At 68.2% G+C, this 14767-nt stretch carries 17 protein-coding genes and 1 riboswitch; of the genes, 4 read left to right on the top strand and 13 right to left on the bottom strand.

The window, feature by feature from the left end; translation table 11 throughout:
- Window positions 1-43 precede the first annotated feature (43 nt).
- Window positions 44-934 carry a hypothetical protein gene (locus AAFP35_RS22075; RefSeq protein ID WP_419223807.1) on the top strand — a complete coding sequence of 297 codons (891 nt, stop codon included), beginning with the start codon at window positions 44-46 and terminating at the stop codon, window positions 932-934.
- Window positions 935-997: 63 nt separating this feature from the next.
- Here AAFP35_RS22075 and AAFP35_RS22070 read toward each other — a convergent pair whose 3' ends face one another.
- From AAFP35_RS22070 to AAFP35_RS22035, 8 genes are all read right to left on the bottom strand, one after another.
- Window positions 998-1540 carry a universal stress protein gene (locus AAFP35_RS22070; protein ID WP_419223806.1) on the bottom strand — a complete coding sequence of 181 codons (543 nt, stop codon included), beginning with the start codon at window positions 1538-1540 and terminating at the stop codon, window positions 998-1000.
- Window positions 1541-1582: 42 nt separating this feature from the next.
- Entirely contained in the window at window positions 1583-1951 is a 369-nt protein-coding gene (crcB, locus tag AAFP35_RS22065; RefSeq protein ID WP_419223805.1) for a fluoride efflux transporter CrcB, read from the bottom strand.
- Window positions 1948-2448, bottom strand: coding sequence for a fluoride efflux transporter CrcB (gene crcB, locus AAFP35_RS22060; RefSeq protein WP_419223804.1), 501 nt, complete (start codon window positions 2446-2448; stop codon window positions 1948-1950). The genes crcB (AAFP35_RS22065) and crcB (AAFP35_RS22060) overlap by 4 nt, the downstream gene beginning before the upstream one ends.
- A gap of 32 nt (window positions 2449-2480) precedes the next feature.
- Window positions 2481-2569: riboswitch (Fluoride riboswitch) on the bottom strand.
- Window positions 2570-2626: 57 nt separating this feature from the next.
- On the bottom strand, window positions 2627-3034 hold the full coding sequence (locus AAFP35_RS22055; protein WP_419223803.1) for a hypothetical protein: 408 nt from the start codon (window positions 3032-3034) through the stop codon (window positions 2627-2629).
- Between the two features lie 17 nt (window positions 3035-3051).
- Window positions 3052-4185 (bottom strand): molybdopterin-dependent oxidoreductase, encoded by a 1134-nt coding sequence (locus AAFP35_RS22050; protein WP_419223802.1) that lies wholly within the window; start codon window positions 4183-4185, stop codon window positions 3052-3054.
- Window positions 4182-4733 carry a methyltransferase domain-containing protein gene (locus AAFP35_RS22045; RefSeq protein WP_419223801.1) on the bottom strand — a complete coding sequence of 184 codons (552 nt, stop codon included), beginning with the start codon at window positions 4731-4733 and terminating at the stop codon, window positions 4182-4184. The genes AAFP35_RS22050 and AAFP35_RS22045 overlap by 4 nt, the downstream gene beginning before the upstream one ends.
- A gap of 206 nt (window positions 4734-4939) precedes the next feature.
- Complete coding sequence (locus tag AAFP35_RS22040) at window positions 4940-5626, bottom strand: TIGR04282 family arsenosugar biosynthesis glycosyltransferase (protein ID WP_419223800.1); 687 nt, start codon at window positions 5624-5626, stop codon at window positions 4940-4942.
- 5 nt (window positions 5627-5631) lie between these two features.
- Window positions 5632-6288, bottom strand: coding sequence for a glycosyltransferase family 2 protein (locus AAFP35_RS22035; protein WP_419223799.1), 657 nt, complete (start codon window positions 6286-6288; stop codon window positions 5632-5634).
- A 115-nt stretch (window positions 6289-6403) separates the two neighbouring features.
- Between AAFP35_RS22035 and AAFP35_RS22030 the strand changes: the two genes are divergently transcribed.
- Genes AAFP35_RS22030 through AAFP35_RS22020 form a run of 3 tightly spaced genes read left to right on the top strand, consistent with a single transcriptional unit; the run spans window position 6404 to window position 9544 of the window.
- Complete coding sequence (locus AAFP35_RS22030) at window positions 6404-7783, top strand: hypothetical protein (protein WP_419223798.1); 1380 nt, start codon at window positions 6404-6406, stop codon at window positions 7781-7783.
- Between the two features lie 20 nt (window positions 7784-7803).
- Window positions 7804-8502, top strand: coding sequence for a response regulator transcription factor (locus AAFP35_RS22025; RefSeq protein ID WP_419223797.1), 699 nt, complete (start codon window positions 7804-7806; stop codon window positions 8500-8502).
- A 10-nt stretch (window positions 8503-8512) separates the two neighbouring features.
- Window positions 8513-9544: a sensor histidine kinase gene (locus AAFP35_RS22020; RefSeq protein WP_419223796.1), complete on the top strand. Its 1032-nt coding sequence runs from the start codon at window positions 8513-8515 to the stop codon at window positions 9542-9544.
- On the opposite strand, the gene AAFP35_RS22015 is transcribed toward AAFP35_RS22020, so the two are convergent.
- From AAFP35_RS22015 to AAFP35_RS21995, 5 genes are all read right to left on the bottom strand, one after another.
- Window positions 9442-10599 carry an NAD-dependent epimerase/dehydratase family protein gene (locus AAFP35_RS22015; RefSeq protein ID WP_419223795.1) on the bottom strand — a complete coding sequence of 386 codons (1158 nt, stop codon included), beginning with the start codon at window positions 10597-10599 and terminating at the stop codon, window positions 9442-9444. The two genes, AAFP35_RS22020 and AAFP35_RS22015, sit on opposite strands and share 103 nt — an antisense overlap.
- The gene (locus AAFP35_RS22010) at window positions 10596-11462 is read right to left on the bottom strand and encodes an S-methyl-5'-thioadenosine phosphorylase (protein ID WP_419223794.1); all 867 of its coding nucleotides are present in this window, start codon (window positions 11460-11462) and stop codon (window positions 10596-10598) included. Before AAFP35_RS22010 ends, AAFP35_RS22015 begins: the two co-directional genes overlap by 4 nt.
- A gap of 172 nt (window positions 11463-11634) precedes the next feature.
- A complete protein-coding gene (locus AAFP35_RS22005) occupies window positions 11635-13515 on the bottom strand; it encodes a propionyl-CoA synthetase (protein WP_419223793.1) in 1881 nt (626 codons plus the stop codon).
- A 144-nt stretch (window positions 13516-13659) separates the two neighbouring features.
- Window positions 13660-13908 carry a DUF2630 family protein gene (locus AAFP35_RS22000; protein ID WP_419223792.1) on the bottom strand — a complete coding sequence of 83 codons (249 nt, stop codon included), beginning with the start codon at window positions 13906-13908 and terminating at the stop codon, window positions 13660-13662.
- Window positions 13909-14005: 97 nt separating this feature from the next.
- The gene (locus tag AAFP35_RS21995) at window positions 14006-14617 is read right to left on the bottom strand and encodes an MSMEG_1061 family FMN-dependent PPOX-type flavoprotein (protein ID WP_419223791.1); all 612 of its coding nucleotides are present in this window, start codon (window positions 14615-14617) and stop codon (window positions 14006-14008) included.
- Between the last annotated feature and the right edge of the window lie 150 nt (window positions 14618-14767).

Below are 14767 nucleotides of genomic sequence, written 5' to 3'. Positions count from 1 at the left end.
TCGACCTCTCCGGCGGGCCATCCGCAGAAATCGGGGGAATCTCATGGGTGTCAATCCTGTCGGCGTCAGGAAGAATTCGGTCAAGGTCCTCGCGGCCGCCATGACCATCAGCGCGGCCGCCACCATCTGCGACGCCGGGACCGCAGGCGCAGCGACCACCGCACCGGCCGCAGTCGTCGCGGCACAATCGGCCACACGTGGTGTCGTGCCGGTGACCGTCCTCTCGGCTGCCGATCGTGCTGCGGCAGTGCGTCTCATCGGCGCCGCGCCCGCACATGTCGTGGCCACACCACGAAAGCCGCTGTCACCCAAGGGTGCGGCCGATCCGTGGTCATTCAGCCCGCAGGAGCAGGCCCAGATCGCCGGTGGCGCAGCCGCCGGCTACGGTGTCGGGGCAGCGATCGGAGTCGTCGGCGGTGGCGCCGCCTCTCTGGCCATCGGCGTCGCGGCGGGATTGGCAGGCGGCGCGATCGGAGCCGGGATCGGGCTGGCCGGTGGTCCGCTCACCGCATTCGGCGGTGCGCTCATCGGCATCGCGATCGGCGGGGCGCTCGGCACCATCGTCGCCGCGGTACCGCTGATGATCGGTCCGCCCGTCGTCGGTACCGCCATCGGCGGCATCGGCACCGCGATCAACATCCACGACGCAAAGGTGCGTCAGGCAGACAAGAAGGCCCGCGTCGGCCGTCACCGCGCCGCGGCTCCGCAGCCCGCTGTGCCGACGCCCGCACAGGTCACGACGTCGGTCGAGCAGGTGGCCGGATCCGTGGGATCGGCCCTGCGCACGGCCGGCAGCCGATCGGTGTCCGACATCGGCGACATGGCCCGTAGCCGAGCAGCGCAGGCTCCGAGATCGGTGCAGCCGCAACTCGACTCGGCCATCGGCGCCGCCGAGCGGTTCGGCGCCGGCCTCGTGGGCCACGCGGCTCACTGACCTGCCCGGGCGAGCAGACCAGCAAGCAATGATCGGGTCGCCACGCCGGCCGTGGCGACCCGATCAGGCTGTGCCGAAAACGTCTCCGGGGTGATCGGCCGGCACCAGGAGCAACGGTGTCTTGCGGTGGCCGATCATCTGCTGGGCGACGGACTGCCGCAACATCGAGTCCAGGTACGAGAGCAATCCGCCTCGGGGACTGCCGATCACGACCATCAACGCCGAATACCGATCCGCGACCGTGGCCAGCAACTGCGCCGGGTCACCGTGACCGCTGTGATAGGTCCAGGAAGCGGCGAGTTCATCGAGGAGTTCCCGCGCCGCGGCGGCCTCGCCGCGGATGGTTGCCTGCATCTGTTCGCCCCAGTCGGGTGCGTCCGGGTCGATGGGCATGTCGTCCAGATCGACGATGTGGACCACGTGGACATGCGCGGTCAACCGATGCGCCAGGTCCACCGCGAACCTGATCGCCGCGGTGCTGTCGGGTTTCCCGTCCCACCCGACCACCAGACTGGCCAGCGGACGCCGTGACGGCGCCGGGCCTGCGACCGTCCGCCGCAGCGGCCCATCCGCATTCGGTGTGGACGGTGACGACTCTCCGTTCATGTCAACACCTTTCGTCGCCCCACTCGTCGATCGGCACCACGATCACAACGCCCACGCCACCGCGAGTCCGGCCGTGGCGCCGAGCACACTGCTCAGCACCGAGGCCACAGCGTAGGTCACCGCGGTGACCGACTGTCTTCCCTCTGCCAACCTCACGGTCTCGAAACTCGCGGTGCTGAACGTGGTGTAACCACCGCAGAAACCCGTCCCCAGGACGGCTTTCCACTCCTCGGGTGCCGCATGGAAGATCACGGCACCCGCGAGTACCCCGATCAGAAACGATCCGGTCACGTTGATCAGCAACGTGGCCCACGGAAACGTCGTCGGCCATCGCCGCTTGACCGCACCGTCGACGACGAACCGCGTCACCGCTCCCAGCGCGCCCGCCACCATCACCGCCAGCGCGATCATGCGACCTTCCCCAGCCGTCGCAGCGCTCTGCCCGCGACCGCGATTCCCGCCCACGCCATGACCATCCCGAGCACCACGCTGATCAACGCATACGCGATCGCCATCAGAACGGCACCATCGCGCCCGAGCAGGCTGACCTCCAGCGCAAAGGTGCTGTAGGTCGTGAAGGCCCCGCAGAGCCCGGTCCCGAACAGCAATCGGATGCGCTGCCGCCATCCGTCGTCGCTGCCCGCGAGTGCCAGCCCTTCCAGCAGGGCACCGAGCACAAAGGCTCCGGAGAGGTTGATCAGGAATGTCGCCCACGGCCACTGCGCACTGCCGGTCGGCCACAGCTCTTCGAACCAGTAGCGCAGCCCGGTTCCGACGATCCCGCCCACGAACACCCAGATCAGGGCCATCGGGCGCAGATGCGGGGCACGGGATGGGGTGTCCGGGTCCAGCGGGAGTTCGGTGTGCGCGTCGTCGGGCGACACGTGGTCGGAGAATCGATCAGGCATACTCCCAGTCCCTTCCGGCAGTCACGACAAAGCCAGGAACAGGAACCATCAGCCGTCCTCGGCGGTTCGGACTGCGGCCGCGACGGCCGGCGCCCGGGCGAGATCCATCACCCACCCGACACCCTATACCGGGAAACAGGACAAGTCCGCCTCCGGGTTCGGTGAGCGGCAGTCCGGGTCACACCTGCGCTCTGCCCCGCCGGCGCCTTCTCGTCACGATCACGAGTGCGGTCACCGCCCATACCGCGACGACAGCAACGGTCAATCCCCAACCGAAAGGGCGGTCGAGAACGGTCGGATTGTCGGGTCGGTCGGCTGCCGGGCGAGGCCATATGACCGGAAGGGCCAGCAACAGAAGCAGATTCGTGTAGGCCAAGGCGATCAACACAGGTGTGCGCAGATCCGCCGGGATCACCCGGCGCGCTGCCCAGATGACGAACACACACAGCGGCGCGAAGACGAGGTCGTGGAGCAGGAGTCCGGCGGCAAGCCAGACGACGATCGATGCCTGATCCCGCCCGGCGAACGACCACACCAACGCCGCGCCACGCACGATGGCCGCGCATCCCAGGACAACGAGGATCATCCGAATCATGGTGGCCGTCACCCCATCACCTCGATTCTGCTCACCCATTTGGTCTGCATGACGCCGGGGAGGTTCGGGACGATGAGCCGACACGGGTAACCGTGGTCGAGGTCGAGATCCTCGCCGTGCAACCGCAACGCGATGAGCGTGCGCGGGTCGGCGACATGCGCTGCCGGCACCGTGCTGACGGCGTACGGACCGCGTTCGAGGGACACCACACGAACCGGTGTGTCGGTGGTGGCACCGGCAGCCATGATCAGGTCACGGAGACGCACCCCGGTCCAGGTCGCCGAGACGCTCCATCCCTCGACGCAGGTGATCGGCAAGGACACTTCGTGCTGGGACAGGCCGCGCAGGACGTCGAGATCCATGGTCACCACCCGTTCGCCGCCAATAACCGACAGGCGGTAGTCCGCCGATGTCGCGGTCGAGCGAATGCCAGCTTGGTCGGCGGTGCGGTTCACCGGCAACCCCTGGGGACCGTCACCGCTGCGAGGCGCCAGTATCGCCACAGATCGCAACCAGGGCACGGTCTGACCGGCGAACGCAACGACCGCAAGCCCGGCGGCTCCCCAGGCCCCCACCAGCAGGGTGCGCCGGTCGACGCCCCGGTCTTCCGGTCGTGCGGGCGGGGCGGCCGCCGCCGGCTGCTCGCCGATCGCCTCACGGATGACCGGTAGTTTCACCGCGACGTGCACCAGCAGAGCGCCGACCGCTATGTACGCCATGGCGTGATGGGTGGTGGTGAAGAAGAACCGCCACGGGTACCACTGTGCGATGTTCAGCAGTCCGGTGGCGAGCTGGAACACGCTCGCCGAGACCAGCACGGCGATCGACAGTCGTTCCAGCAACCGGCCCGGGCCGCCGATGAGCGGGCGCTCGAACAACTTCGGGTAGACGACGCCGAGCTTCACCAGAAGCAGCGGGATCGCGGCGATCCCGGTCAGGACATGGACGCCCTGGGTCACCCGGTACAACCAGACCGGCGTCGACGGCCAGGCGAACCACTGTGGCGGGTGCTGGATCGCGTGACTCACCAGACCGGTGACGAAACAGACGACGAAGCAGACCGCCAAGCCGGCACCGACGCGGGTAGCACGCCCACGCCGCTGCGTGATCTGTGCTCGGGCCCCCGCGCCGATCGACGTCATGTCCGTACCAACTCCGCCACCGTACGCTCGGCCACCGACCACACGGCCCGGACCGCGAGCCCGTGACGCAGCCCGATCTCCTCGATGCCCGAGCGGCCGACCCTGGCCCATGGAAACCACGGACCGGTGTACCGGTCGGTTTCGATCCGCACCGACTCGCAGAGCACGTCGTCGATGTCCGAATCGATCTCGACATGCACCACTCCGAGCGGGTCGGCCAGGGCCGCGGCACGATTCACGACCCGGTCGGGCTCACCACCGATACCGATGTTCCCGTCGATCAGCAGGACGTGGTGCCAGCGCCCTTCACCGGGTAACCGCTCGAAGATGCTTCGGCACAGCACGGATGCGCCCTGCCGTCGTGCCGCGGCCACGGCGTGCCGGGAATGGTCGATACCCAACACCACCTCGTCGCGTGCCGCCAAAGCGGCGACGAAACGTCCTGGACCACAACCGAGATCGATGGTGGGCCCGTCGCATCGTCCGACCAGCGTCTCGTCGAACCAGGCGTCCGAGCGCACACCGGACCGCCCGTGCCATCTCGTCACGGGCAGATCCCGGACCGTACCGTCGGCGAGACGCAATCGACAGTCATCCCCGCGAAGGGCCACGTCGTGGTGCGAGCGCCGCATGCTCCCCCCGCCCGGTTCAGCCCAACCCGGTTGAGCCCCGCCCGGTTCGCCCCAGCCCGGTTCAGCCCCGTCGGGTTCAGCCCCGCCCGGTTCACCGAAACCCGACCACACCGAGACCGACATCAGCAGTTCCGTCCTGGTGAACATCGCTGTGCGAGGGCCGCGAACTCACTGTGCCGACCGCATTGCCGAGCAATGACGTCCACGTCCTCGGGCCGATCGACGTCGCCGAGCGCCCGTATCCGACGAACGTCGAGCCCGACCGCCCGCAACGAATCCGCGGTCTGCTCACCGGTGTCCTCTCGGGACATGGGCACCGCGGCAATCGATTCCGCGCCACGGCCACCGTACAACCCCACAGCCCACCATCCACCGTCGTACGCCGGGCCCAGCACCGCAGTACCCGGACGTGTTGCCCGCAGCCCTGCCCGCAGATCCGCCACCGATATCTGCGGTGTGTCCATGCCGATCTGGATGACCTTTCGCGCCCCATCTGCCGCGACGTCGAGGTGCGCATTGGTCAGGCGCTCCCCGAAATCGTTGCCGCGCTGTCGGATCACCGTGCACTCGGTCAGCACGTCGTCGAGCCGCTGCGCATCGGCGGCATCGGCAATGCGTCCGCGGAGCGCGACGACGACCCGAGCACCACTGGCACGAGCCGTCCGGACCGTGTCGATCAGGGCGGCTCCCGCGAGCGCCGCCGCGGTCTGCGCACCGTATCTCGGGATGAGCCGGGTCTTGGCCTGCCCTGCAACCGGTGCCTTCGCGACGACCAGGACGACCTCGTCGTCACGTCGTCCGTCGGTCATCCCGCTCATGACAGCGCCAGCAAGAAGTCCCGCCCCGCACGCACGGAACCGATGACCGAACCGGAGACCTTGGAGCGACCGGCCAGTCGCGGCGCGTGATCCACGGTGAGCTCGTCGACGCGCAGCCCGGCACGGGCAGCACGGACCAACAACTCGACCGGATAGCCCGATCCTCGATCGCGGATGCCCAGTCCGAGCAGCTGATCACGCCGGATGGCGCGCATGGGTCCGATGTCGGTGACCGGCAGACCGTGCTGTCGGCGCAGCCACCACGCCACCGACACCGACCCGATCCGCGCGTGGGCCGGCCACGCCTTCCGGTCGGTCGGCCGACGGGCACCGACCACCAGATCGGCTCCGGCGGAGACGCATTCGACCAGTCTCGGCAGATCCGCGGGAGACATGGAGCCGTCTCCGTCGATGGTGCACACGACGGTGCCGCCGGCCGCCGACGCCCCGGCGTGCACCGCCGCGCCGTACCCGGGTTGCGGTTCGACGATCACCCGGGCACCTGCCGCGGCGGCGACCTCGCCGGTGCCGTCGGTCGATCCGTTGTCGACCACGATCACCTCGTATCCATCAGGAATGTCTTGCACCACAGCAGCTATCGCACCTGACTCGTCACGGCAGGGAATGACGACGGATACGTCGAGACCGGTCATGGCCACCACGCTAGGAGTGGCGCGGACACGACGGAAGACTTCTGGCGGTGACGGAAGTGTGACGTCGTGTCCCGACCCATGTCGCCATGCCCGATCCGCCCCTACCGTCGATCAGGTGGGAACACCGACGACGACGCAGCAGACAGACGGTCTCGATACGCCCTCACGGTCGGGCCGAACGCTGACGCGCACCGACATCGCCTGGGTGTCCGGGGCCGTCGCCCTCGTCGTGCTCGCCGTCGCCGTCCCGGTCATGGCCGGAGAAGGTCTGCGTGGACGGATCTTTGCCCGCGCCGCACCGTTGTTCGCGCAATGGGACCCGCACACCGGACCGGGCACGATCGCGGCGATCGCCGTGGCGGTCGCGGCGATCATCTGGTTGCCGCGCTGGGCACATCGCCTCCGATGGTCGGTGTTGCTCGCGATCCTGTGGCTCACCTCGGTCGCGTGGACGATGAGCCTGGCGCTGGTCGACGGCTGGCAGCGCGGGTTCGCCGGACGACTCGTCCGGCCGGATGAGTATCTGTCGGAAGTCCCGGGGGTGCAGAGTGTTCCGGGAATGCTCGACACGTTCGCCGGCAGGATTCTCGATCACCAACCGGACTCCTGGACCACCCACGTGTCGGGCCACCCGCCCGGCGCACTCCTCACGTTCGTCTGGCTGGACCGGATCGGGTTGGGCGGCGGCGCGTGGGCAGGCGCATGGTGTGTCCTCGTCGGATGCAGTGGTCTGGTCGCGGTGCTCGTCACCCTGCGCCATCTGGACGCCGAGGCCGCAGCACGCCGCTGTGCTCCGTTCCTGGCCCTGTTCCCCGGTCTGGTGTGGGTCGGCGTGTCGGCGGACGGGTACTTCATGGGTGTCGCCGCATGGGGTGTCGCGTGTGTCGCGATCGCGACCTCCGCGTCGCGACAGCAGCGGCTCCGGTCCGCGGTGTTCGCAATCCTCGGGGGACTGCTCCTCGGTTGGGCGATCTTCTGCAACTACGGCTTGGTCCTGATCGGCGTCGTCGCGATGGCGGTGCTGCTGGCGGCACGCACGGCCCGACCATTGATCTGGGCGATCCCGTCCGCGTTGGCGGTCGTCGGCGTGTTCCGCGCCTTCGGGTTCTGGTGGTTCGAGGGATACCTGCTGGTGGTGGAACGTTACTACCAGGGCATCGCCTCGCTGCGTCCCGCGACCTACTGGATGTGGGCGAACCTCGCTGCGACCGTCTTCGCCGTCGGGCCTGCCGGCGCGGCAGGGATCGGTCGCGTCGTCGCGGCCCGCCGGTGGCGCGATCCCGTCGTGCTCCTGGCGATCGCCGGACTGCTCGCCATTCTCGCCGCGGACGTCAGCGCCTTGAGCAAGGCCGAGACCGAACGCATCTGGCTGCCGTTCGGTGTCTGGGTGATGGTGAGCACCGCGTTGTTGCCGGCGCGGGGCGCGCGCGTCTGGCTGTGCGCCCAGGCCATACTCGCACTCGCCGTGAATCATCTGGTGTTGACGTATTGGTGAGATGGGAGTGGGCTGAGGTGATGAACATCCTGGTCGCCGACGATGATCCCGTCGTCGCCGACGTGGTGCGGCGCTACCTCGAGCGCGACGGGATGCAGGTCGTCGTCGTGGGTTCGGGGTCGGCTGCGCTCGACGAGATCGAGCGCAGCCGCGTGGACCTGGCCATCCTCGACGTGATGATGCCCGGTGGGAACGGCATCGACGTGTGCCGGAACATCCGCAGGGGTGTCCACGGGGACCTGCCGGTCATCATGTTGACCGCACTCGGTGAGGCCGAGGACCGTGTCCTCGGCCTGGAGTCCGGCGCCGATGATTACGTCGCGAAACCGTTCAGCCCCCGAGAGTTGAGTCTGCGGGTGCAGTCGGTACTGCGACGGTCGACGGCTGCGGCTGCCGAACCGGTCCGCGGAACACTGACCGATGGCGACGTCGTCGCCGACCTCGCCGCGCGCGAGGTGCGCGTGTGTGAGCATGCGGTGTCGACCACCAAGCGCGAGTTCGATCTCCTCGTCTTCTTCCTGCGCAACCCCGACACCGTGTTCGCCCGCGACGAGTTGCTCGAACGGGTCTGGGGCTGGAAGTTCGGAGATCTGTCGACGGTGACCGTGCACATCAAACGGCTACGAGCCAAGCTCGGTGATGCCGCCCGGATCGAGACGGTCTGGGGCCGCGGCTATCGGTGGTCGACCCGACCCGACACGGACGATCCGTCGGCGTGAACGGATCGGGATGAACTCGGAGAACCTACGAATCCTGCTGCTCGCCCTCGCGTGGACCGCGCCCGTGGTCCTCGCCGGTGGGCTGCTCCTGATCTGGATGCGCCGGGCGTCGCTGCTGTTGAGCATGGTGGTGATGGTGCTGATCCCGTTGGCCGCCACGTTCGTCGGGGTGTTCGGGGTCAGCGGAATGATGTTCACCGGCGACATCTGGCGCACCGGGGCGGTGCTCGCCGCTGTTGCCCTGGTGACCATTCCGGCGGCCTTGTGGCTCGGTCGTTTCCAGGCCCGCCGCACCGTGTGGGAGCGTCACATGCGCGACCAGGAACGTGCCGCCGAGCAGTCGCGGCGGGAGTTGATTGCCTGGGTAAGCCACGATCTCCGCACCCCGTTGGCTGACATCAAGGCGATGGCCGAGGCACTCGGCGACCGGGTCGTGACCGATCCGGCCGACGTGGCGTCGTTCGCCATGCAGATCGACCGACACACGGTGCGGTTGGCGCGGATGGTCGATGACCTCTTCGAGATGGCCCGCATCAATGCGGGCGCCCTGACCCTCGACATGGAGAACCTCGACGTGCGCGAGGTGATCGACGAGGTGGCGGCGGCCACGAGCACGCTCGCGGAACGAGCCGAGGTGGCACTGGACGTCTCGTGTCCGCCCGAACCCGTCACGGTCCGCGGGAGCGCCTCCGCACTGTCGCGGATTCTCACCAACCTGTTGGTCAACGCGGTTGCCCACACCCCGCCCGGCGGCACGATCCTGATCGCGCTGGGAAGCGACGACGGTCACGCGTGGTTTCGTGTCGACGACACCGGCGTCGGCATCCCCGAAGGGGATCTGGAACGGATCTTCGAGACCTCGTATCGAGGTAACAGGGCTCGCACGCCTGCCGGCGGCGATGCCGTCCCGGCGGGCGCCGGACTCGGGCTGGCCATCGCTCAAGGACTGGTGGATGCCCATGCCGGATCGATCGTCGCGTCCAACACCGATTCGGGCAGCCGTTTCGAGGTGACGCTCCCGCTGGTCGGTGCGGCAGGCTGACCGGACGTCGAGGCGCGCAGCGGGTCGGACGCGAATCGGCGGATTCCGTCGTGCGGGTCGATCGCGGCGCGAAAACCGATGTGGTCGGCGGCGGCGGTCGGGTCGGCCACCACGTGCCGCACATCGCCGCGCCGGTGGTCGCCGGTGACGACCGGTTCGGGCCCGTCCAGCGCCGCCGACAGTATCCGGGCGACCTCTCCGATCGACACCGGCCATCCGGAACAGATGTTGAGGGCCGCGAATCCGCGGGTTTCCCGTGCCACCAGGTTCTCGACTGCGTGTCGATTCGCTTGCGCCACATCGTCGACGTGTACGAAGTCGCGCATCTGGTTCCCGTCTTCGAACACGACGGGCGCCAGCCCGGCCGCCAATCGCGACCGGAAGATCGATGCGACGCCCGCGTACGGGGTGTCGCGCGGCATCAAGGGGCCGTACACGTTGTGGTAGCGCAGCGCCAGTACCGACCCGTCGTTCTGCTGTGCCCATGCTCTCGCGAAATGCTCTTGCGCACATTTGCTCGCGGCATACGAGGTGCTCGGGGCGAACGGCGCGTCTTCGGTGGTGAGGGTCCAGCGCAGGGTGTGGCCGTCGGCGTCGGTGTGATCGAACCGGCCGGCCACGAGATCGTCATGTCGACGCTCGGGCACCTGCGCCACCGCCCTGCCGTCGGTGGTGCGGTACGAGCCGTGTCCGTACACCACCATCGAGGACGCCAGCACCAGGTCCCGGCACCCGACCTCTGCCATCGTCGCAAGTAAACAGGCTGTGGCCCAGTCGTTCTCACGTGCAAAGTGTGGCGAGTCGGCAGCGTTCACACCCGCTCCGACCATCGCAGCCTGGTGACACACCACGTCCACGCCGCGCAGGATCTCGCGCATGCGCGACTGGTCGGCGACATCCACTCGGTGTACGCCCGTGGGGACCTGCGCATCCGGTGGATGCGCCGAGGCGATCAGTGCGTCCACCCCGACCACGTCGTGTCCCGCTCGGCGCAGCGCGGTCGTGATCGCCGAGCCCACGAACCCCGCGGCACCGGTCACGAGCACACGCGTCATGCGGGCACACCCGCCGTGTGCGCGGCGGTGAACAATTCGGCTGACAGATGACCGTCGGGCGCACATCGACAATCACCGAGAGGATCGACGCGCGTCACGGCGTCGCGGAGTACCGTCACGAGTTCCGGAAGTTTCCTGCCGAACTCGGCGAAGACGTCGTCGGCGCACACACCTTCGCCGGGACTCACGCCCGCATCCAGGTCGGTCACCAAACAGACTGTGGCGTAACACATCGCGAGCTCGCGGGCCAGCACCGCCTCGGGCTGACCGGTCATGTTGACGAGTGTGCCGCCGTCACGCGCGAAGCTGCGGCTCTCCGCCCTGGTCGAGAAGCGTGGTCCCTCGATCACCACCAACGTGCCACCGTCGACCACCCCGGCCCCTCCGGTGAGGGCGTGGCGCAATCCCGGACAGTACGGATCGGCGAACTGCGCGTGGACCGGCGCCTCGGGTGATCGGTCTGCGCCGAGTCGGTCGGGACGATCGAAGAACGTCTGGTCGCGCCGGGTGGTGCGATCGATCAGTTGGTCGGGTACCGCGATCGTTCCCGGGCCGTGGTCGAGGCGCAGACCGCCGACTGCGCAGGCGGCGAACACCTTTCGGACCCCCATCGATCGCAGGGCCCACAAGTTCGCACGGTACGGGACCTGGTGCGGCAGGTACTCGTGGTGCACGCCGTGACGCGGCAGGAACACCACCCGCCGGTCGCCGACCTGCCCGATTCGCAGCGGCGCCGACGGCGAGCCGAACGGTGTGTCCACACGGACTTCTTCACTGTCGTCGCGATCGCCGAAGAAGCGGTACAGTCCGGTGCCGCCGATGATTCCGACCGCTGGCTCGAGGGGTGCGCTGGAGTCGACCATGCACCGATGGTGCTCCAGGCAGTCTGGCGCCGACAGTGTTGCGCGCGATCTGTCAGAGTTTCGTCATCTCCGCGTGGCCGACGGCGATGGCGCCCCCGATTCCGCAGAACGTGCTGCGCACCACCCGGCGGCCTGACAGAACTCGCGGCAGCGTGCCCGGCCTGCTGACGGGTCAGCTCCCGAGCTGTCGTGCCAGGTCGCTCAACACATCGGGGTCTTCGATCGTCGACGGCACCGTGTAGTCCTCGTGGTCGGCGATCTGCCGCATCGTCTTGCGCAGGATCTTGCCCGAACGAGTCTTGGGCAGCGCGGGCACGACGGTCACATCGCGAAAGGTGGCGACCGCACCGATCTCGTTGCGCACCATGGCGACGAGTTCGTCGCGCAGCGTGTCCGGCTCGATGTCGACGCCGGCCTTGAGTACCACGTAGCCGCTCGGCCGCTGGCCCTTCAGGTCGTCGTGGATGCCGATGACCGCACACTCGGCCACCGCCGGATGGGACGCGACGACGGCTTCGATGCTGCCCGTCGACAGGCGATGTCCGGCAACGTTGATGACGTCGTCGGAGCGACCGAGGACGAAGACGTAACCGTCGTCGTCGAGGTAACCCGAGTCACCGGTCAGGTAGTAGCCGTCGAAGGCGGCCAGATACGACTTGCGATATCGCTCCTCGTCGCGCCAGAGTCCGGCGAGAGTTCCTGGCGGCAAGGGCAATTCGATGACGATGTTGCCCTCCTCCCCCGCGGACAGACGTCGTCCCTCGGCGTCCACGACACCCACCCGGTAGCCCGGAACCGGCACCGTCGGGGAGCCCGCCTTGATCGGCATCGGCTCCAGGCCACGCAGATTGGCGGCGATGGCCCAACCGGTCTCGGTCTGCCACCAGTGGTCGACGACCGGGACCCCGAGGGTACGGCTCGCCCATTCGAACGTGTCCGGATCCAAACGCTCGCCCGCCGCGAACAGGGTGCGCAGCGATGAGACGTCGTATTCCCCCAGTTCCCTGGCGTCCGGGTCGGCCTTGCGGATCGCGCGGATGGCGGTCGGTGCGGTGAACAGGGCGTTGGCCTTGTGGTCGGCGATGACCCGCCAGAATGCCCCGGCATCGGGCGTACCGACCGGCTTGCCCTCGTACATGACCGTCGTCGCTCCGACGAGCAGCGGTCCGTACACGATGTAGGAGTGGCCGACGACCCAGCCCACATCCGATGCCGTCCACCACACGTCACCCGGTTCGATGCCGTAGATGTTGCCCATCGACCAGGTCAGCGCGACCGCGTGACCGCCGTTGTCGCGGACGACGCCCTTGGGTTTTCCGGTCGTCCCGGACGTGTAGAGGATGTAGAGCGGATCGGTGGCGGCCACCGGCACGGGTGCCACCGACTCGGCCTCCGCAATGGCGTCATCCCAATCGAGCCAACCGTCGTGATCGGCTGCCGCACCGGAGATCTCGGGCCGATTCTTGACGATGACGGTGTTCGGCGGACTCGCCGCCAGCTCCACCGCCCTGGCCACCATGGGCAGGTACTCGACGGTGCGGCCGGGTTCGAGACCACCGGAGGCGGTGACCACGGCGACCGGTTCGGCGTCGTCGATACGGGTGGCCAGTTCCGGTGCCGCGAATCCGCCGAAGACCACCGAGTGCACCGCGCCGATCCGCGCGCAGGCGAGCATCGCGATCGCCGCCTCCGGGATCATCGGCATGTAGATCACCACGCGGTCGCCCACGCCGACGCCGCGACCGGCCAACACGCCTGCGAAGCGGGCGACCTCGTCGCGCAGTTCGGTGTAGGTGAACGTGCGGGTCTGTCCGACCATGGCCGAGTCCCAGATCAGCGCTGCCCGGTCACCGTTGCCTGCCTCGACGTGGCGATCCAGGGCGTTGTACGCCGTGTTCAGGGCGGCGTCGGGGAACCACCGATAGAACGGTGCGGCCGAGTCGTCGAGGGCGCGGGTCGGCGGAGTCGTCCAGTCGACACCTCGGGCGGCCTCGAGCCAGAACGTCTCGCGATCGTCGCGTGCCTGCGTGAACGCCTCGTCGTATCGCCCCATCGCCTTACCTCTCAGTCGCCGGCCGTGCGCCTTGTCCGGCTACGAGATTAGCGAGGTGACCGTTGCCGTGGAGTTGGTTCCTCGCGGCCACCAGGTCGGTCGTGGCAGCGGCCGAGGTGACATGCCGACGTCACCGGACAACCATCAGTCGAGGTATTTCTCCACCACGTCCGCCGACCGCACGGCCGCATCGTCGGGATCGGAGCCCGCGTCTCGTTTCGCCTGCCGTTGGCGTAGCAGATCCCAGCATCGGTCCAGCGACACCTCGACGTCGGCCAGGCGGCTGTTTTCTTCGTCGCGAGAGATCTCGCCGCGCCCGAGTTGGCTGCGCAGCTCGTGTTCTTCGGCGATCAGTTCACTGATGTGGTCATGGATCGACTTGTCGGTGGCCATGCGCTCCACGGTAGCCCCGCCCGCCGCACCGAATCCCGTTTCGCAGCAAGAGTCCGTGCCATGCGCGGGTTGTTGCTGCGGAAACGGCGCTCGGCCCTCAGTAGAGGTGTTTGCGGAACTCCTTGTCCGCGTATGCCTTCTCCAGTTCGTCCTCGTCGACCTCGGGGACGAGCGCCTTGATGATCTTGGCTGTCGACGGCAGGGCGTCTGGGGCCCACGTCTCGGGCCGCCACAGGTCGGAGCGCAGGAACGCCCGCGAACAGTGGAAGAAGACCTCCTGCACGTCGATCTCGAGCGCCAGGATCGGCCGCTGGTCCTTGACGGCGAGCTCGTCGAAATAGTCACCGTCGTCGACGATCCGGGCGGCCCCGTTGATCCGCAGGGTGTCGCCTCGCCCGGGGATGATCGAGATGATGCCCGCATGCGGGTTCTCGAGGACGTTCAGATGGCCGTCGACACGACGGTTCCCGGGGCGTTCGGGGATCGCGATGCGATTACGGTCGATGACGTGGACGATCTTGCCGGCCGGATCGCCCTTCGGTGAGACGTCGAGGCGTCCGCTGACGTCGGAGGTCGCCAGAAAGATCATGGGGGTCTGGGCCAGCCAGTCGAGATGAATCGGCCGCAGTTCGGGCAGGACTTTCTTGACGACCTGCTCGTGCGGGTGGCCGACGATGGCACGCAACTGTTCCTCGGTGGTGATCTCCACGGGGTTCATCGTCTCATCCGGACCTCATCGCACCGCGTGGCCGGTCGGCCACTCACCCGTCCGCGACCCGCTCGTGGCGCGACCTGTGGGTTAAAGGCCAAAATGTGTGTATGGAACCCCGGATTTCCGGGGGCTGACCTCGGGTGATGG

The sequence above is a fragment of the Gordonia sp. CPCC 206044 genome (assembly GCF_048537895.1).
Taxonomy (GTDB): Bacteria; Actinomycetota; Actinomycetes; order Mycobacteriales; family Mycobacteriaceae; genus Gordonia.
This window is presented reverse-complemented; position numbering and strand designations above follow the sequence as displayed.